General features: G+C 60.8%; 18 protein-coding genes. 17 read left to right on the forward strand and 1 reads right to left on the reverse strand.

Translation table 11 applies throughout. The features are described from left to right. Positions 1 to 22 precede the first annotated feature (22 nt). Positions 23 to 1,201, reverse strand: coding sequence for a BaiN/RdsA family NAD(P)/FAD-dependent oxidoreductase (locus ACR0K4_RS04275; protein WP_480517057.1), 1,179 nt, complete (start codon positions 1,199 to 1,201; stop codon positions 23 to 25). 262 nt (positions 1,202 to 1,463) lie between these two features. Between ACR0K4_RS04275 and ACR0K4_RS04280 the strand changes: the two genes are divergently transcribed. From ACR0K4_RS04280 to ACR0K4_RS04360, 17 genes are all read left to right on the forward strand, one after another. Next, positions 1,464 to 2,510, forward strand: coding sequence for a Hint domain-containing protein (locus tag ACR0K4_RS04280; protein WP_480517055.1), 1,047 nt, complete (start codon positions 1,464 to 1,466; stop codon positions 2,508 to 2,510). Between the two features lie 200 nt (positions 2,511 to 2,710). Continuing rightward, positions 2,711 to 3,874, forward strand: coding sequence for a putative lipid II flippase FtsW (ftsW, locus tag ACR0K4_RS04285; protein WP_480517053.1), 1,164 nt, complete (start codon positions 2,711 to 2,713; stop codon positions 3,872 to 3,874). Next, complete coding sequence (locus tag ACR0K4_RS04290; RefSeq protein ID WP_480852964.1) at positions 3,874 to 4,965, forward strand: UDP-N-acetylglucosamine--N-acetylmuramyl-(pentapeptide) pyrophosphoryl-undecaprenol N-acetylglucosamine transferase; 1,092 nt, start codon at positions 3,874 to 3,876, stop codon at positions 4,963 to 4,965. Before ftsW ends, ACR0K4_RS04290 begins: the two co-directional genes overlap by 1 nt. Then, positions 4,962 to 6,368: a UDP-N-acetylmuramate--L-alanine ligase gene (gene murC / locus ACR0K4_RS04295; RefSeq protein ID WP_480852965.1), complete on the forward strand. Its 1,407-nt coding sequence runs from the start codon at positions 4,962 to 4,964 to the stop codon at positions 6,366 to 6,368. Before ACR0K4_RS04290 ends, murC begins: the two co-directional genes overlap by 4 nt. A 4-nt stretch (positions 6,369 to 6,372) precedes the next feature. Then, positions 6,373 to 6,621 (forward strand): DUF2484 family protein, encoded by a 249-nt coding sequence (locus tag ACR0K4_RS04300; RefSeq protein WP_480852966.1) that lies wholly within the window; start codon positions 6,373 to 6,375, stop codon positions 6,619 to 6,621. Then, positions 6,618 to 6,884 (forward strand): DUF2484 family protein, encoded by a 267-nt coding sequence (locus ACR0K4_RS04305; protein ID WP_480517045.1) that lies wholly within the window; start codon positions 6,618 to 6,620, stop codon positions 6,882 to 6,884. The genes ACR0K4_RS04300 and ACR0K4_RS04305 overlap by 4 nt, the downstream gene beginning before the upstream one ends. Before the next feature lie 22 nt (positions 6,885 to 6,906). Then, a complete protein-coding gene (locus ACR0K4_RS04310) occupies positions 6,907 to 7,200 on the forward strand; it encodes a hypothetical protein (protein WP_480517043.1) in 294 nt (97 codons plus the stop codon). Beyond that, complete coding sequence (murB, locus tag ACR0K4_RS04315; protein ID WP_480852968.1) at positions 7,197 to 8,120, forward strand: UDP-N-acetylmuramate dehydrogenase; 924 nt, start codon at positions 7,197 to 7,199, stop codon at positions 8,118 to 8,120. Before ACR0K4_RS04310 ends, murB begins: the two co-directional genes overlap by 4 nt. A 112-nt stretch (positions 8,121 to 8,232) precedes the next feature. Continuing rightward, positions 8,233 to 9,150 carry a D-alanine--D-alanine ligase gene (locus ACR0K4_RS04320; RefSeq protein ID WP_480852969.1) on the forward strand — a complete coding sequence of 306 codons (918 nt, stop codon included), beginning with the start codon at positions 8,233 to 8,235 and terminating at the stop codon, positions 9,148 to 9,150. Then, positions 9,138 to 10,133: a cell division protein FtsQ/DivIB gene (locus ACR0K4_RS04325; RefSeq protein ID WP_480852970.1), complete on the forward strand. Its 996-nt coding sequence runs from the start codon at positions 9,138 to 9,140 to the stop codon at positions 10,131 to 10,133. Before ACR0K4_RS04320 ends, ACR0K4_RS04325 begins: the two co-directional genes overlap by 13 nt. A gap of 8 nt (positions 10,134 to 10,141) precedes the next feature. After that, entirely contained in the window at positions 10,142 to 11,476 is a 1,335-nt protein-coding gene (gene ftsA, locus ACR0K4_RS04330) for a cell division protein FtsA (protein ID WP_480517304.1), read from the forward strand. Continuing rightward, positions 11,463 to 11,876: a hypothetical protein gene (locus tag ACR0K4_RS04335; RefSeq protein WP_480517035.1), complete on the forward strand. Its 414-nt coding sequence runs from the start codon at positions 11,463 to 11,465 to the stop codon at positions 11,874 to 11,876. The genes ftsA and ACR0K4_RS04335 overlap by 14 nt, the downstream gene beginning before the upstream one ends. A 348-nt stretch (positions 11,877 to 12,224) precedes the next feature. Further along, positions 12,225 to 13,832: a cell division protein FtsZ gene (gene ftsZ, locus ACR0K4_RS04340; protein WP_480852971.1), complete on the forward strand. Its 1,608-nt coding sequence runs from the start codon at positions 12,225 to 12,227 to the stop codon at positions 13,830 to 13,832. 214 nt (positions 13,833 to 14,046) lie between these two features. Then, complete coding sequence (lpxC, locus tag ACR0K4_RS04345; protein ID WP_480517031.1) at positions 14,047 to 14,967, forward strand: UDP-3-O-acyl-N-acetylglucosamine deacetylase; 921 nt, start codon at positions 14,047 to 14,049, stop codon at positions 14,965 to 14,967. Between the two features lie 125 nt (positions 14,968 to 15,092). Next, positions 15,093 to 15,935 carry an outer membrane protein assembly factor BamD gene (locus ACR0K4_RS04350; RefSeq protein WP_480517029.1) on the forward strand — a complete coding sequence of 281 codons (843 nt, stop codon included), beginning with the start codon at positions 15,093 to 15,095 and terminating at the stop codon, positions 15,933 to 15,935. 36 nt (positions 15,936 to 15,971) lie between these two features. Continuing rightward, positions 15,972 to 17,621 carry a DNA repair protein RecN gene (recN, locus tag ACR0K4_RS04355; protein ID WP_480517027.1) on the forward strand — a complete coding sequence of 550 codons (1,650 nt, stop codon included), beginning with the start codon at positions 15,972 to 15,974 and terminating at the stop codon, positions 17,619 to 17,621. An 81-nt stretch (positions 17,622 to 17,702) separates the two neighbouring features. Then, positions 17,703 to 19,388, forward strand: a complete 1,686-nt coding sequence (locus tag ACR0K4_RS04360; protein ID WP_480852973.1) for a chloride channel protein — start codon at positions 17,703 to 17,705, stop codon at positions 19,386 to 19,388.

Here is a 19,388-nt window from a genome sequence, read left to right on the forward strand (position 1 = left end):
GCCGCGCGATCGATTGTGTAGGCTAACGGCCTGCGATGGCGCACCCGGCGGCGTGGCCCGAGGACCACGCCCACTGGAAATTATAGCCACCCAGCCAACCGGTGACATCTACCGCTTCACCAATGACATAGAGGCCGGGGACATCCCTGGCCTCCATCGTTTTTGACGACAGATCATCGGTGTCGATCCCGCCCAGAGTGACCTCGGCCGTGCGATACCCTTCGGTACCCGAGGGCGTCAGTTCCCAACCCGACAGCGCCGCGACCAGATCGGACAGCGCCGCATCGGACTGATCCGCCAGATTGCCCGCCATCGGGATTTCTTTGCTCAGATGTTCCACCAGCCGCGCGGGCAGATGCCGCGCCAGTTCCGTGGTCAGGGCCTTGCGCCCTCCGGCCTGACGCTGATCGCGCAGCAGGTCGAACAGGGGCAGGTCAGGGATCAGGTTGACCCGGATCACCTCACCCTCGCGCCAGTAGGAGGAGAGTTGCAACACCGCTGGCCCGCTCAGGCCGCGATGGGTGAACAGCAACGCCTCGTCAAAGCTGGTGCGGTCATTCGCAAGACGCGCGGGCAGGGACACGCCCGAGAGGTCCCTGAACCGGCCCTCGGAAAAGGTGAACGGCACCAGCGCCGCCCGGGTCTGGGTCACCCGCAACCCGAATTGCTTTGCGATGTCATAGGCCAGCCCGGTCGCGCCCATCTTGGGGATCGACTTGCCACCCGTCGCCAATACCAGATTGGCACAGGTCAAGTTGTGGCGCTGCCCCTCACGCTCGAATTCCAGCGCAAAACCAATCTCAGTCTTGCGCAGATCACGCAGCGAGGTCTGCACCCACAGCTCGGCCCCTGCCTGCGCCATCTCGTCCAGCAACATCTGAATGATCTGTTTCGATGATCCGTCGCAGAAAAGCTGCCCCAGCGTCTTTTCGTGCCAGGTAATGCCGTGACGACCAACCAGATCGATGAAATCCCACTGCGTATACCGTGCCAGTGCGGATTTGCAGAAATGCGGGTTTTGCGACAGGAAATTACCCGGCCCTGCGTACATATTGGTGAAATTGCAGCGTCCACCGCCCGAGATTCGGATCTTTTCTCCCGCTGCCTTTGCGTGGTCGATCACAAGCACCCGCCCGCCACAATGCGCCGCGCACATCAGGCCTGCCGCACCGGCGCCAAGGATGATCGTGTCGAAAGTCATAAGCTGCGCATGACCGGATTTCGTCGCGTTTGCAAGAGTCGGCGGGATAGGCCCTTGATTAGTGAGTTTCGGTTTCTGACTCGGAAATTTCGAGGCAAACTCAACATGCCGAGCGCCCCTCACGGCACCGTGGGTGCAGGGTCGTCACAGTGGCACGGGCGATCTTTGGCGCGATACTTGACCCACTTTAGGAGGGAATTTACCAATGAGCGGCACAATCGAAGTTCAATGATTTTTCCCAGTCGCGCGGAGTCTCGTTTCCATGTCCTCGTCCGTTTTTGGCGCATTTCGTTCCGACTCCACCCTGTCAGATGCTGGCGCATCGACAACTGTCGTGGGGTCTTCGTTTCAGATTTCAGCCTATAGCCAGATCACGATTGAAGATGGCGCAGACGGCACAATCTACAGCGGCGACAGCATTTCTAACGAAATCTCGAACGACCCGGCGCAAACCTTCAACGGAGAGATCATCTTTTGGGATTTCACGGTTTCGGTCACGGATGGCACCAATACCTATGAAATCGCCCTGTTCGATTTTGATATCAATGGAGATGGCAACTCGATCGGTGTGGATGCCGAGGACGGGTTTTTTCTGGGCTTTATCGGCGGCAATATCCCGCCGCTGAACACCACACTGACAATCACAGCGATTACGGATAACGGCCCCAGCATCGATGTCGATACTGTCGTTCCGTGTTTTGTGGCGGGTACAACCATTCTTACTCCTGACGGTGCTCGCCCGATCGAAAGCCTGTGTGTTGGCGATCTGGTCGAGACGATGGACAATGGCCCACAGGCGATACGCTGGATCGGATCGCGGGAGCTGGACAGTATTGACCTGACGATGAAACCCAAACTCAGGCCGATCCGTATCCGCAAGGGCGCGTTGGGGCAGGGGCTGCCCGAGACTGATCTGCTTGTCTCACCGCAGCATCGCATGTTGGCCAGATCACCCATTGCGGCACGAATGTTCGCCAAGCACGAGGTGTTGATCCCTGCAAAGCGGCTTTTGGATCTGCCGGGGGTTTCGATTGAAGATGGGGCGGCACCGGTGATTTATATTCATCTTCTTTTTGATCGTCATGAGGTCATTTTCGCCGAAGGCGCTCCCACCGAAAGCCTGTTCACAGGACCCGAGGCGTTGAAGGGCGTCGGCCAAGAGGCTTTGGAGGAAATCACCGAGATTTTCCCTGAAATCGCGACGGAAGCGCATACACCGATGACCGCACGTCCCATTCCGCCAAAAGGGCGGCAGATGCGCAGCATGGTCCAACGCCACGTAAAGAATGGGAAGCCTTTGGTCTCTTAGCTCTTGCGGCATGTGCCGCTGATGGCGTTTGGCAGGACACTGCGCGAGCAGCGATCATGGGGGCTTGGAACCTCTTCCAGAAGATACCGCAAATTTTGTGCAGAGCCTTCATTCCGCTAGCCCAAACGCCAAAATCCCTGTAGACTTGCACTCAGACCCCGAAAACGGGGCGGCAACGAGGCAGATAGTGGCGGTATCTCATGACTGAGATGGTGTATGGCGCGGTCCGGGACACGCGCGGAGAACCGATTCTACCAAAATGGTGGCGAACGATTGATCGCTGGACGATGTCCTGTGTCCTGATCCTGTTTGTCATCGGGCTGTTGCTGGGGCTGGCCTCGTCGCCGCCGCTGGCCGGTCGCAACGGGTTCGATCCGTTTCACTATGTCGAGCGTCAGGCGCTGTTCGGCGGGATGGCGCTGATTGCCATGCTTCTGACGTCGATGATGTCGCCGACGCTCGTCCGACGGCTGGCCATTCTCGGTTTTCTGGCCTCATTCGTGGCGCTGGCCTTCCTGCCGGTCTTTGGTACTGACTTTGGCAAAGGCGCTGTGCGCTGGTATTCGCTGGGATTTGCGTCCCTGCAGCCATCCGAGTTTCTGAAACCCGGTTTCGTGGTGGTGGCCGCATGGCTGCTGGCTGCATCGCAAGAAATCAACGGGCCTCCGGGGCGGTTGTGGTCGTTCGCGCTGTGCATGGCGATTGTGGCGATGCTGGTGCTGCAACCCGATTTCGGGCAGGCCTGCCTGATCCTGTTTGGCTGGGGCGTGATGTATTTCGTCGCAGGCGCGCCGATGCTGCTGCTGGTTGGCATGGCCGGGGCTGTGGTTCTGGGCGGCATGTTTGCCTATTCCAATTCCGAACACTTTGCCCGCCGCATCGACGGTTTCCTGAACCAAGAGGTCGATCCGACCACTCAGCTTGGCTATGCAACAAACGCTATTCAGGAGGGCGGCCTGTTCGGTGTCGGCGTGGGTGAGGGACAAGTGAAATGGTCGCTGCCCGATGCGCATACGGATTTCATCATTGCGGTCGCGGCTGAGGAATACGGGCTGATCCTCGTTCTGATCATCATCGCGCTTTATTCGCTGATCGTCGTACGCTCGCTTCTGCGGCTGATGCGCGAACGTGACATGTTCATCCGTCTGGCCGGGACCGGGCTGGCCTGCATGTTTGGCGTGCAGGCGATGATCAACATGGGCGTCGCCGTGCGCCTGCTGCCCGCCAAGGGCATGACTTTGCCGTTCGTCAGCTATGGCGGCTCGTCGCTGATTGCGGGCGGCATCGCGGTTGGTATGCTACTGGCGTTCACCCGTTCTCGCCCTCAAGGCGAACTGGGCGACATTCTGCGCGGACGAGGCTGATGCCATATCTTCTGATCGCAGCGGGCGGCACCGGGGGGCATATGTTCCCCGCGCAGGCGTTGGCCGAGGCGATGCTGCACAAAGGCTGGCGCGTGCGCCTGTCCACCGATCCGCGCGGCGCGCGCTATACCGGGGCCTTCCCCGAAGGCGTCGAAATCGTCGAGGCTTCCTCGGCCACCTTCGCCCGCGGTGGCCTGGCCGCCAAGGTATTGGTCGGCCCTAAGATCGCCGCGGGCGTCACCGGCATGGCCGCGCAGATGATGCGCGACAAGCCCGACGTCGTTGTGGGCTTTGGCGGCTACCCCTCGATCCCGGCGTTGGGTGCTGCAACACTGCTGAAAATCCCGCGCATGATCCATGAACAAAACGGCGTTCTGGGCAGGGTCAACCAGGTGTTCGCCACCCGCGTGGCGCAGGTGGCCTGCGGTGTTTGGCCAACCGACCTGCCCGATGGGGTGAAAGGCATCCACACCGGCAACCCGGTCCGAGCCAGCGTGCTGGAGCGTGCGGGCGCGCCTTTCATTCCGCCCGGTGACTATCCGATGTCCGTTCTTGTGATGGGCGGCTCTCAGGGCGCGCGCGTTCTCAGTGATGTCGTGCCTGGCGCGATTGCGGCCTTGCCCGAAGACTTGCGCGCCCATATTCGCGTGTCGCATCAGGCGCGGGACGAAGACGGAGAGCGCGTCACTGTGTTTTACGCCGAACACGGCATCCGGGCCGAGGTTCAGCCATTTTTTGACGATGTGCCGCGTCGCATGTCTGATGCGCAGCTGGTTGTCAGTCGGTCGGGTGCCTCCAGCATAGCCGACATCTCGGTGATCGGTCGCCCTTCGATCCTGATCCCGCTGGCCACCGCCGCGGGCGACCACCAGACCGCCAACGCGCGTGGACTGGTTCAGGCGGGCGGGGCGATCATGATCCCTGAAAACGCCCTTGACGTTTCCGCGTTGACCGAGCAAATGACCACGGTTCTCACGAACCCCGAAGCCGCACAGAAAATGGCCCATGCCGCGCTATCGGTCGGGGCTCCGGACGCGACCGAGCGTCTGGTAGCCCTTGTCGAACAAATGGCGCAGAAGGAGACCTCATGAATCCAGCAACCAAACTGCCGCAGGACGTCGGACCGATCCATTTCGTTGGCATCGGAGGCATCGGAATGTCGGGCATTGCCGAAGTGCTTTTGAACCTTGGCTATCAGGTGCAGGGCTCGGACCTCAAGGCATCAAAGATCACTAACCGTCTGGCCGCGCTGGGGGCTGAGATTTTCGAAGGCCAGCGTGCCGAGAACCTGCAAAACGCTGCCGTGGTTGTCACATCGACCGCGATCAAACCGGGCAACCCGGAACTGGATCAGGCCCGCGCGCAAGGCCTGCCCGTGGTGCGTCGTGCCGACATGCTGGCCGAATTGATGCGCCTGCGTTCGAACATCGCGATTGCCGGAACCCACGGCAAGACCACCACAACCACGATGATGGCCGAGTTGATGGTCGCGGGCGATTTCGACCCGACCGTCATCAATGGCGGTATCATCCACGCCTACGGCTCGAATGCCCGCATGGGGCAGGGCGAATGGATGGTGGTCGAGGCCGACGAATCCGACGGCTCGTTCAACCGCTTGCCTGCGACCATTGCCATCGTCACCAATATCGACCCCGAGCATATGGAGCATTGGGGGGATTTCGACACGCTGCGCGACGGCTTTCACGAGTTCGTCTCGAACCTGCCCTTCTACGGCCTCGCCGTCTGCTGCACCGACCATGCCGAGGTTCAGGCGCTGGTAGGCCGCATCACCGACCGCCGCGTGCGCACCTATGGCTTCAACGCACAGGCCGATGTGCGGGCTGAAAACCTGACCTATAAAGGCGGCGTCGCTCATTTCGACATTCACTTGCAATACGAAGACAAGGTAATCGAAGACTGCACCCTGCCAATGCCCGGCGACCACAATGTCTCGAACGCGCTGTCGGCTGTGGCCGTGGCCCGTCATCTGGGCATGAAGGCGGCGGAAATCCGCGACGCGCTGGCGAATTTCGGCGGCGTCAACCGCCGCTTCACCAAGGTGGGCGAAGTGAACGGCGTGACCATTATCGATGATTACGGCCATCACCCGGTCGAGATCGCCGCCGTTCTCAAGGCCGCACGCCAGGCGACCGAAGGCCGCGTCATCGCTGTTCACCAACCTCACCGCTATTCCCGCCTGTCCAACCTGTTCGATGATTTCTGCACCTGCTTTAACGATGCTGATGTGGTTGCCATCGCCGATATCTTCGCGGCCGGAGAAGATCCGATTGAAGGCGCATCCCGGGACGATCTGGTGCAAGGCCTGATCCGCCACGGCCACCGCCACGCCCGCGCCCTGCTGGACGAGGCAGATCTTGAGCGTCTGGTGCGTGAACAGGCCCGCCCCGGGGATATGGTCGTCTGCCTTGGGGCAGGGACCATCAGCGCCTGGGCCAATGGGTTGCCGGACCGGCTGATGCTCAAGGCGGGGTAAGCAGGTGGCGGCGTCCATCATACTCGCCTGCTTTTGGGTTCTGGCATCGACTCTGGTGGCCATGTTACCGATGCGATTGCAATTCCCGCCCGGGATTGTCCTGTTCGTCAGCGCCCCGGCGCTGATCGTCTGGTTGGGTTATGACTACGGCTGGTTCTACTCTGTACTGGCAGTTGCAGGTTTCGCTTCCATGTACCGCAATCCCATCCGTTATTACTGGCGCAGATGGACCGGCCGAGAGGTGTCTGAATGAACTGGTCCCTTGCCCTTGCTGGCCTGTGGGGGCTTGTCGCCAACATTCTGGCGATGATTCCCAGTAAGGACAATCACTGGACTCGCGCTTATATCCTGATCGCCGTGGGGATTCCCATTCTGGGTTATGTCACCTATCAAAACGGGCCTTGGATCGGGCTGATTGTGCTGGCAGCGGCCATGTCGGTGTTGCGCTGGCCTGTGATCTATCTGATCCGTTGGACAAAGGCGAAATTGCAGGGCATGAAGGCGACCAACAAGTAACGGCCGTACTCAGGAGACCCCCATGGTCGACATCGCCACTTTCGCCTATCTGCCCCTGATATCCTTCGTTTTCGGAGCATTCGCGGGATTTGTCGCCGGTCGCTGGATTGGCGTCAAGGGACTGCTTTGGTTGCTTGCGTTGGCCGCTGCCACGGCCCTTGTGCTGATCGTGATGCTGGCCGGTGTCGGAACCGGAGAAGAAGAGCAGGCCTTCGGCCCCTTCGTCTGGCTGACCGGCGCGGTTCTGCCCTTCCTCTTTGCTGCCATCATGGGCGGCGTCGGCGGGCGCAGCCTGGCCGCACGGGCCGGGGAATGAGCAACGTGCCCACTGTCCGGGGCCGCCTGACCAAGGCGCGTCCGCTCAACGATCTCACATGGCTGCGTGTCGGAGGGCCCGCAGATTATCTGTTCCAGCCCGCTGATGTGGAGGACCTGCAGGATTTCTTGCGCAACTTACCCGCAGAAGTACCGGTCTTTCCCATGGGCGTCGGCTCGAACCTCATCGTCCGCGACGGGGGCTTGCGCGCCGTAGTGATCCGGCTGGGGCGTGGGTTCAACGGAATTGCGATCGACGGCCCCACCGTCACCGCCGGGGCCGCCGCGCTGGACGCGCATGTGGCGCGCAAGGCGGCGGGTGCAGGCGTTGACCTGACCTTCCTGCGCACCATCCCCGGCTCTATCGGCGGCGCGGTGCGCATGAACGCGGGCTGCTATGGCAGCTACACCGCAGACGTTCTGCAAAAGGCCACCATCGTGACGCGGGCCGGAGAGGTTAAAGACCTTACGCCCCAGGACCTCAACTTCCGATACCGCCAGTCCGACTTGCCCGAAGGCGCAGTGCTGATCTCGGCCACGTTCCAAGGCGCCAAAGGCGACCCTGCCGAGCTGCACGCCCGCATGGAAGCGCAGCTGCAAAAGCGTGACGAGACCCAACCCACCAAAGACCGCAGCGCCGGATCGACCTTCCGTAACCCCGCCGGGTTTTCCTCGACCGGCAAGGCCGACGATGTCCATGACCTCAAGGCATGGAAGGTGATCGACGACGCGGGCATGCGCGGTGCCACCAAAGGCGGCGCGCAGATGAGCCCCAAGCATTCGAACTTCCTGATCAATACCGGCGACGCCACTGCCGCAGACCTCGAAGGTCTGGGCGAAGAGGTGCGAAAAAAGGTTTACGAAACAAGCGGCATCACGCTAGAGTGGGAAATCATGCGGGTCGGTGATCCGCTGGAATAATAAAGCCCCAACCGTCAGACCAAAATCAGGCAATTAACGGCGACGGATCAAAGGCATAAACGCAGTACGGACCACCACATAAGGTCCGGGGACATTGAGGCGCACATTGGGTATGTCGAGCAGGACAAACCCCAAAGTGGCGGTATTGATGGGCGGCCCCTCAGCGGAACGCGAGGTGTCACTCAGCAGCGGGCGCGAATGCGCAGCCGCCCTTGTGGGAGAAGGCTTTGAAGTGGTCGAGCTGGACGCAGGTCCCGACCTCTATGCGCGCCTTTTGGACATCAAACCGGATGTGGTTTTCAACGCCCTGCATGGCCGCTGGGGCGAGGACGGCTGTGTGCAGGGTCTGCTGGAATGGATGCGCATTCCCTACACGCATTCCGGGGTTCTGGCCTCAGCCTTGGCTATGGACAAGCAGCGCAGCAAGGAAATCTACCAGACCGAGGGCCTGCCCATCGTGCCCAGCGTGATCGTGCCCAAGGTCGAGGTGATCGAGGTTCACGTGATGGAGCCGCCTTACGTGGCCAAACCCAACAACGAAGGCTCCAGCGTCGGCATCTACATCGTCCACGAAGGCTCGAACGGCCCCCCTCAACTGTCCGACGACATGCCCGAGCATATCATGGTCGAGAAATACGTCGCAGGCCGCGAACTGACCGTGACCGTGATGGGCGACCGCGCCCTGACCGTCACCGAGATCATGACCGATGGCGGTTGGTACGACTATGACGCCAAATACAAGCCGGGTGGCTCGTGGCACGTGCTGCCCGCTGACATCCCGCAGGATATCTTCGACCGCTGCATGGAGTATGCGGTGAAAGCCCATAACGCTCTGGGCTGTCGCGGCGTGACCCGCACCGACTATCGCTGGGATGACAGCCTCGGCGCGGATGGTCTGTTCCTGCTGGAAACCAACACGCAGCCGGGCATGACCCCGACCTCGCTGGTGCCCGAACAGGCCGAACACATCGGCATGACCTTCGGCCAGCTCTGCGCCTGGATGGTGGAGGACGCCTCATGCGACCGCTGACCGCCACGCGCACGCCCGTCATCCATCGGTCAAAACCGCTGGCCGGACCAGATGCCGATTTCGCCTCTGGTGCCCGGTCTGAGGTCAAGCCCAGGTTCCGTCTGCATGGCCTGTTCCGGCGCAAGGCGACCCGGCTGGATCCGGCGCCGTCGCGCCTCAGCTACCGTATTCAGCGCTGGATGCTTACCCCCGGCATCCGGCGTGGGCTGAAATTCGGTCTGCCCGTTGTTGCGGTTTGTGCCGCCATTGGCTTCTATTTCAGTGCCGAGGACCGGCGCGAGGCAGTGGTCGCCTATGTCAACGACATCAAAACCTCGATCCAGCAGCGACCTGAATTTATGGTCAACCTGATGGCGATTGACGGGGCAGGCACGAACCTGTCGGAAGACATTCGCGACGTGGTGCCATTGGATTTCCCGATCAGCTCGTGGGATCTGGATGCCGAACAAATCCGCGACACGATTACCGGCTTGGACCCGGTCAAATCCGCCACGGTGCGCGTGCGACCCGGCGGGATCTTGCAAGTGGACGTGGTCGAGCGTGAGCCGGTTGTGGTCTGGCGCACCCGTCGCGGAACCGAATTGCTGGACGACACCGGCGCGCATGTGGAGCGGATTGCGTCGCGCAAGGATCATGCAGACCTGCCCTTGATCGCGGGCAAGGGGGCAGACGGGCATGTGGCCGAAGCGTTGCAGCTTTTGGCAACTGCGCGCAGTCTGGGCGGGCGTGTCCGTGGACTTGTGCGCGTGGGCGAACGTCGGTGGGATCTGGTTCTGGACCGGGGTCAGCGTATCATGCTGCCCACCGAACGCCCGGTGCGGGCGCTGGAGCGCGTGCTGGCCGTGAACGAAGTGCAGGACTTGTTGGAACGGGACGTGGCCGCAGTTGATATGCGTCTGGGTCAACGCCCGACAATCAGAATGACGAAAACCGCCAGCGAAGACTGGTGGAACACAAAAACAGATGTGAGTAGCGGACAGTAACCATTATGATGACCGATCTTTACCAGTCCCAACGCGCCATGCGGCAGATGCGCAGGCAGGCAATGCAACGCGGTGTGGTTGCGATTCTGGATGTGGGTAGCTCCAAGATCGCCTGCCTGGTCCTGCGGTTCGACGGGGCTGGTCGGCTGAGCGAGGATAACAGCATCGGCTCGTTGGCCGGACAGACCGGTTTCCGGGTGATTGGCGCGGCAACGACCCGCTCGCGCGGTGTGGAGTTTGGCGAAGTCACAGCCATGCAGGAGACCGAGCGCGCCATCCGGACCGCATTGCAGGCGGCACAGAAAATGGCCGATATTCGGGTGGATCATGTGATCGCCAGCTTTTCCGGGGCCAATCCACGCTCGTATGGGCTCGACGCGCAGGTTGATCTGGAAGGACAGGTTGTCACCGAGGCCGAGGTAGGCCGTGTGCTGAACGCCTGCGACGTGCCTGACTATGGGGCAGGCCGCGAGGTTCTGCACGCGCAACCGGTGAACTTTGCGCTGGACAACCGCTCGGGCCTGATCGATCCGCGTGGGCAGATGGGGCAGAGCCTTGCGGTCGATATGCACATGCTGACGGTCGATGCGGTGGCGATTCAGAATATCGTGCGCTGTATCAAGCGTTGCGATCTTGAACTAGCGGGGATTGCGAATTCGGCCTACGTCTCGGGTATCTCGGCGCTGGTCGAGGATGAGCAAGAACTGGGGGCCGCCTGTATTGATATGGGCGGCGGCACCACCAGTGTGTCGATCTTCATGAAGAAACATATGATCTACGCCGATTGCGTGCGCATGGGCGGGGATCATGTGACCAGTGATATCTCTATGGGCTTGGGTGTGCCGGCCAACGTGGCAGAGCGAATCAAGACCTTCAATGGCGGTGTCCATGCGACGGGTGCGGATGACCGCGACCTGATCGATATTGGCGGCGATACCGGCGATTGGGAACACGATCGCCGCACTGTCAGCCGCGCGGAACTGATCGGTATCATGCGTCCTCGGGTCGAGGAAATTCTGGAAGAGGTACGCATCCGCCTTGACGCGGCCGGGTTCGATCATATGCCCAGCCAGCAGATTGTGCTGACCGGCGGGGCCAGCCAGATTATGGGGCTGGACGGGCTTGCGACCCGCATCCTCGGGCAACGCGTGCGTCTGGGTCGTCCGTTGAGGGTGCATGGATTGCCGCAATCAGCCACGGGGCCGGGGTTCTCGTCAGCTGTCGGGCTCAGCCTGTTTGCCGCGCATCCGCAAGACGAATGGTGGGACTTTGAAATTCCGGTCGATACCTATGCGGCGCGCCCCTTCAAACGTGCCGTGCGCTGGTTCCGTGACAATTGGTAAGGCGCTGATCGCGGGACTGGCTGCCACAGTCCCGTTTGCGCTGCAGGCGCAAACCCTCATCACTCCGGATGTGTTTCTCAGCGCGGTTCAAGGCAAAACGGTCAAGTTTCACGATTACCCCAGCGGCGATTTGGTTGGAACCGAGGAATTCCTGAGCCGCACTGTCTCGGTTTGGCGGATGGAGGGGCGGGGCTGCGTCTATGGGCAAATCACCACGCCCGACGGGCAAATCTGTTTTCTCTACGATGACGATGCGGATGGTCTGCCCGTCTGCTGGTGGCCCTATTTGCATGAAGATCGCCTGATGGTCCGGCTGGCCACATTTGCCTATACCGAAATTCAGGAAGTGCGCGGCATCACCGAGGACAGTTTAGATTGCCCAAGTGCTCCTGTTGGCTAAAATCGGGTTGCACCGCCGGACGTTATCCCGCAAGATATCCACAGGACCCGTCAGAGGCCCAGCGGCAGGACCCGAGCAGTTTTTCCGCAGATGTGACAAGTAAGACTTTGGTAAGTTTCCACGCTCTTCGGCAGTGGGGTGAATTTTATTGCCTTGTAGTCAAAGGGCTGGCTTCCCCAATATCTGGCGAACGAACCGATATCGCCGTAAGGTTTGCCTTATTCTCTCCATATTTTGTGGGATTGGGCGATTTTTGACGTGACGTTTGCCGTTTCGCTGGGTAGGATTAGGGGCGGATAGGTAAGAAAAACACCGCTTTGGCGGGTCAATAAAACAGGCGGACAGAGTATGACATTGAATCTTTCGATGCCCGGGCACGACGAACTTAAGCCTCGGATAACAGTATTTGGCGTTGGCGGGGCAGGTGGCAACGCCGTCAACAACATGATTGAAAAACAGTTGGATGGCGTGGATTTCGTCGTCGCCAACACCGACGCGCAGGCACTGCAGCAAAGCCAGTCTTCGGCGCGGGTTCAACTGGGTGTCAAAGTCACCGAAGGTCTGGGTGCGGGCGCACGACCCACTGTGGGCGCGGCGGCCGCCGAAGAAAGCATCGAGCAGATTGTCGATCATCTGGCGGGCGCGCATATGTGCTTTATCACGGCCGGGATGGGCGGCGGTACCGGGACGGGCGCGGCTCCGATCATCGCGCAGGCCGCGCGGGAACTGGGCGTTCTGACCGTGGGCGTGGTAACCAAACCCTTCCAGTTCGAAGGGGCCAAGCGGATGCGTCAGGCCGAAGATGGCGTTGAATCGCTGCAGAAGGTTGTCGACACGCTGATCATCATCCCGAACCAGAACCTGTTTCGCCTGGCCAACGAAAAGACCACGTTCACCGAAGCGTTCTCGATGGCGGATGACGTTCTTTACCAAGGTGTTAAGGGCGTGACCGACCTCATGGTGCGCCCCGGCCTGATCAACCTCGACTTTGCCGACGTGCGCGCCGTGATGGACGAGATGGGCAAAGCCATGATGGGGACAGGCGAAGCGACGGGCGAAGATCGCGCGGTGCAGGCCGCCGAGAAGGCGATTGCCAACCCGCTGCTGGACGAAATCAGCCTCAAAGGTGCCAAGGGCGTGCTGATCAACATTACCGGTTCGGACGACCTGACTCTGTTCGAGCTCGACGAAGCCGCCAACCGCATCCGCGAGGAAGTGGACCCCGAGGCGAATATCATCGTCGGCTCGACCCTCGATACCGCGATGGAAGGCGGTATGCGCGTGTCCGTTGTCGCCACCGGGATCGACGCGACTGATGTTCAGACAGAGGCGCCTGTCGCGCGCCGTTCGATGTCCGAGCCGCTGACCCGGACCGTGTCGGCAGAAGAACACGCCCCCGCTGCGGAAGAGGTGCAGGCACCTGCCGCCGAGGATGCAAATATCGCACCATCCCTGTTTGAATCGATCGAAGATGTCGAACTGAAAGACGGCTGGTACGAAGAAAAACAAGCGGTAGCCGAAGAAGATGACGGTTTGCCGCCGCCGGCATATCAGCCTCAGGTCGCGCAGTTCGAACTACAGCCCGAGCCGCAGGAAGAGGTGACGGAAACCTATGCAGCGCCGCGTGCGGCGGAGCCGGGCACGCCGTCTCCGGCCGCGATGCAACGCCTGCAGGCTGCGGTTCAGCGCGTTCCGTCCGCCAAGCAGCACCTGTCTGCGGAAAGACCGCAAGATCCAGCGCCGCATGGACGTCCGGAATCCGAGGAGCGGCCGCGGTTCGGCTTCAACCGTCTGATCGACCGCATGACCGGTCACGCTGCCGATACGCCGGCGCACCCCCCGCGCCAGCAGCCCGCGATGCGGGCGTCCGAAGCGGCGGCCCCGGCCCATGAAGAGGCGGATCCGGATCAGGACCGTATCGAAATTCCCGCCTTTTTGCGCCGCCAGGCCAACTGATCGCGGTAACAAAATCCTGTCAAAGAGCCGCCGAAGGGCGGCTCTTTTTCTTTATTTTTCATGTTGTTATAGTAATATCAGCAGGGTTTTGCCGATCTGTCACATTCATGTTTCATTCGGTTGCAAAGAGTGAGTTGAGCCTTAGCGCGCCTTTCCTTAACTGATTGGCAACACAGCCATCACTCAGGCTGGACACCACGCGTTGAGGACAGTCTTGCAACATACGCTCAAATCATCGGTCACTTTCAAAGGCGTCGGGTTACACGGCGGTAAACCTGCGACCATGGTTCTGAAGCCTGCTGCAGCTGGTCATGGTATCTGGTTCAAGCGGACCGATATCGAACTGGGCAACGCGCTGATCCCGGCCATCTATGACGTGGTTGAACGCACACCTTTGTGCACCCGTCTGGTCAATGACGCGGGCGTGTCTGTCTCGACAATCGAACATATCATGGCAGCGCTGGCTGGATGTGGTGTGCATAACGCTCTGATCGAGATTGACGGGCCGGAAGTTCCGATCATGGATGGGTCATCCATCGAATTCGTGCGCGGCATCATGGCCAAGGGCGTCCGCCGCCAGGCCAGCCCCGTTTTGGCCTTTGAGGTCCTGAAACCTGTTACTGCAACGCGTGAGGGGGCGAGCGCCTCGATCGCGCCGGCGGATCGACTGATTATCGATTTCCATATCGAGTTCGAAGATGACGCTATCGGAAAGCAGACCAAGACGCTGGACATGGGCAACGGCTCGTTCGCGCGTGAGCTTTGCGACTGCAGGACCTTCTGTCGTCGAACCGATGTGGAAGCGATGCGGGAGGCCGGACTGGCCTTGGGCGGAACACTGGACAACGCGGTGGTTGTTCAGGGGGATGAGGTTCTGACACCCGGTGGTTTCCGCCACGCCGATGAAGCCGTGCGCCACAAGATGCTGGATGCGCTGGGGGATCTGTACCTGGCAGGCGGTCCGATTCTGGGTCATTTCACCGGCGACAAATCGGGCCATGCGATGACCAACACATTGCTGCGGAAACTGTTCGAAACACCCGGCGCCGTGCGCCCGGTATTGTGCACACCGGAACAGGCTGCACGCCTTCCGGGGCAAGGCCTTGTATGGGATGAAATTCCCGAAGTTGCCTGAACCGATCAACTCTACGACATTTCCGCCAGCAGGCGCATAATGCGTTTTGCACCGGAGTTATATGTGCTAAACCAAGGCCCGATCCGGGGCGAAACCCGTTAGACATGACGACAAGGATGGGCGGAATGGTTGGCACCAAAGCGGCAGTCAGAATCGCAGGCGCGTTTCTTCTGGCAGCGGTTTTGACGGCTTGCGGCAGCAAAGGCGCAGACCGCGATCAAAACCTGGAAGGGTTTACCCCTGAGCAGATTTTCACCCGAGGTGAGTTCGAGCTGTCTCAGAATCGGTCCGATGATGCGGCATGGTATTTTTCTGAAGTCGAGCGTTTGTATCCCTATTCCGACTGGGCCAAGCGCGCACTGATCATGCAGGCGTTTTCGTTCCATTCGGACGAGAATTACGAAGAAAGCCGGGCGGCCGCACAGCGGTATATCGACTTTTATCCGGCGGACGAAGATGCAGCCTATGCGCAGTATCTTCTCGCGCTCAGCTACTATGACCAGATTGACGAGGTGGGGCGCGATCAGGGCCTGACATTCCAGGCGCTGCAGGCGCTTCGCACGGTGATCGAAGTTTATCCCGACAGTGAATATGCGACTTCGTCGGTTTTGAAATTTGATCTGGCGTTTGATCATCTGGCCGGCAAAGAGATGGAGATCGGACGTTATTATTTGCGTCAGGATCACTATACCGCGGCCATCAACCGGTTCCGCGTGGTGGTCGAGGACTTTCAGACGACATCCCACACCGCCGAGGCGCTTTACCGTCTGATCGAGGCGTATTTGTCGCTGGGTCTGGTGGATGAGGCGCAGTCGGCCGGTGCAATCCTCGGATACAACTACCAGTCCTCAGAGTGGTATGATGCGGGCTACAAACTGCTGGTCTCGCGTGGGTTGGACGTCAAGAGCCGTGGTAACAACTGGCTCAGCCAGATTTACCGCCAGACGATCAAGGGTGAATGGTTGTAAGCGCTATGGCTAAAGGCTTGGGACGTTAAAGACCCGATGCTGCGCGCCCTCGATATTCGCGACATGCTGATCATTGACCGGTTGGAGTTGACCTTCCAGCCGGGGCTGAACGCTTTGACCGGCGAAACCGGGGCGGGCAAATCAATCCTGTTGGATTCGTTGGGTTTTGTGCTGGGCTGGCGTGGACGGGCCGAGTTGGTTCGCCAGGGGGCCGCGCAGGGCGAGGTGGTGGCTGAGTTTGAACTGCCCGAGGGCCATCCGGCCCATGCTGTTCTGGCCGAAGCCGGGATTCCCGGCGGCGAAGAACTAATCCTGCGCCGCATCAACACTGCTGAAGGGCGCAAGACCGCATGGGTCAATGACCGACGGTGTTCCGGCGAGGTGCTGCGGGCGTTGTCGGAAACCCTGATCGAGTTGCACGGCCAGCACGACGATCGGGGGCTGCTGAACCCGCGCGGTCATCGCGCCATGCTGGACCATTATGCCGGTGTCGCAGATCACCTGAAGGCGGTTCGCACCTGCTGGTCGGACATGGCGCGTGCCAGGAAGGCTCTGACCGAAACCGAGACCGCTCTGGCTGCCATGCGCGCCGAGGAAGACTTTCTGCGACATGCTGTGGCCGAGTTGGACAAGTTGGACCCGCAACCGGGAGAAGACGCCGAGCTCGACGCGCGCCGCCGGATGATGCAGGGGGCCGAGCGCATCCGCGATGACGTCGCCCGCGCCTTTGATCTACTGGACGGTGACGGGGCCGAAGGTGCCATGTCTGATGCCGTGCGCTGGCTGGAGGGTGTGTCGGACACTGCAGGCGGGCAACTTGAGGCTCCAATCGCCGCGCTGGGCCGCGCTCTGATCGAATTGGGCGAGGCGCAGGACGGTGTTCAGGCTTGCCTTCAGGCGCTGGACTTCAATCCGGCTGAACTGGAAGCCGCCGAAGAACGCCTGTTTGCCATCCGGGCTTTGGCGCGCAAACATGATGTCGCGCCGGATGATCTGGGTGGTTTCGCGGATACCTTGCGCGACCGCCTGAACAAGCTTGAGGCCGGGGACGCCGATCTGGCGGAGCAACGCGCGGCAGTCGAAGCCGCTCGGACCGCATTTGACAAAGCGGCAGAGGCGCTGAGCCGCGCTCGAAAGCAGTCTGCGGGTCAATTGGATGCCTCGGTCATGGCAGAACTTGCTCCGCTGAAAATGGAACGCGCGGTGTTTCAAACGGAGATTACTCCGGCCGATCCGGGTCCCGAGGGTACGGATGCTGTTGCCTTTACCGTGGCGACCAACCCGGGGGCACCGTCCGGACCGCTGAACAAGATTGCCTCGGGCGGCGAACTCAGCCGGTTTCTGCTGGCGCTCAAGGTTTGTCTGACCGGTGAAGACAGCGCCCGCACCATGATCTTTGACGAGATTGACCGGGGTGTCGGCGGCGCGACCGCTGATGCGGTGGGTCGCCGTCTTGCTTCACTGGCGCAGGGCGGGCAGGTGTTGGTCGTCACCCACTCGCCTCAGGTTGCTGCCCGGGCGACGCATCACTGGCGGGTGCAAAAGCAGGTGAATGACGGGCAAACCCTGTCCACCGTGATCCCGCTGGCCGATCCCGACCGCGTGGATGAGATCGCCCGCATGGTCGCAGGCGATACCATCACGGATGAGGCGCGCGCCGCTGCGCGGGCCTTGCTGGACGCTTAAGCCCTGTCACAGACGCGATCCTTCTTTTATCTGTGCCGCCCGTGGCTTAGTAAGGGATATGGACCCATCCGCCGAGGGCAAATGACCCAATCGACCCGCACTGTTCTGCGTAACCAGCTCAATCAGGCCCTGGCGGCATTGAGGGATGCGTGGCGGGTGATGTTGCGCCGGGGGCCCAGCCAGATCCAGTTCTGGTTCATTGCGCTGGCGATCGGGATTGCGGCGGGCTTCATGGCCTTGGGCTTCCGCAAGGGTATTCAGGCGCTGCAAGCATGGGTCTATGATACCGAAGACATTCTTATGCTGCACAGCCATGTCGAAAAACTGCCCTGGATTCTGATCCTGATTACCCCGATCATCGGTGGCTTGATCGTCGGTGTCATACTGCACAAATTCACCGATGACGGACGGGTGCGTTCGGTTGCGGATGTGATCGAGGGGGCAGCCCTGACCAATGGCCGGGTCGAAGGCAAAGCGGGTGTGGCGTCTTTCTTCGCCTCGCTGATTACGCTCAGCACCGGCGGATCGACAGGACGAGAGGGGCCCGTCGTGCATATGGCCGGTGTGATCTCGACCTGGGTCAGTACCCGTATTCATGCGGACGGTATCACGGGTCGCGATCTTCTGGGCTGTGCCGTTGCCGCTGCTGTATCGGCCAGCTTCAATTCGCCAATCGCAGGGGCACTGTTTGCGCTTGAGGTCGTTCTACGCCATTTCGCGGTACACGCCTTTGCGCCCATCGTCATCGCCTCGGTCGCGGGCACCGTGATCAACCGGCTGGAATATGGTGACGTGACCGAGTTCACCCTGGAAACGCCGGGCTCGTTGCAGTTCTATGTGGAGCTTCCGGCTTTCCTGATCCTTGGCCTGATCTGCGGGTTGGTCGCGCTGGTACTGATGCGCTCGATTTTCTTTGCCGAGGATATCGGCAACCACATTCAAAACCGGCTGTCCTTGCCGGGTTGGCTGCGGCCCGCGGTGTCCGGTGCGATGCTGGGCCTGATCGCGATCTGGTTTCCGCATATCATCGGGGTGGGGTACGAAACAACGATCCGGGCGCTGACCGGCGATCTGGTGTTGTCTGCCGCGATCCTGTTTGCCGTCGTCAAAACGGTGGCAGTCGCGATCACCATGGGCGGCCGAATGGGGGGCGGTGTGTTCTCGCCCGCGCTTATGGTGGGCGCGTTGACAGGGCTGGCCTTTGGCCTGATCGCCACCGGACTTTTGCCGGACGTGTCAGGGACACATACACTCTATGCCTTTGCCGGGATGGGTGCCGTCGCCGCGGCCGTACTGGGCGCGCCGATTTCGACCACGATGATCGTGTTTGAGCTGACGGGCGACTGGCAGATCGGGTTGGCGGTCATGGTGTCGGTTTCGATGTCTACAGCACTGGCCTCGCGTCTGGTGGATCGGTCGTTCTTCCTGACCCAGCTGGAACGACGTGACGTGCATCTGGCGGCCGGACCGCAAGCCTATCTGTTGGCGATGCTGCGCGCCGGTGCCGTTATGCGCCCTCTTGGAGATGCCCGCTCAATTACGCGGGATGAGGCGCAGGCCCTGATGGAGCAGGGCTTATGTATAAAGGCCACCGCAACGCTCGAGGCTGCGATGCCCTATTTCGACCGGGACGAGATCCCTTGTATCCCGGTCGTCGAAACCGCCGGAGATGGGCGCGAAATCCCAACCGGCGCGCTGTATCACATCGATGCGCTCAAAGCGTATAACCGTGCTCTGGCCGCGACTGCGGCCGAGGAGCACTCATAG

The organism is Ruegeria sp. K11 (assembly GCF_056531905.1).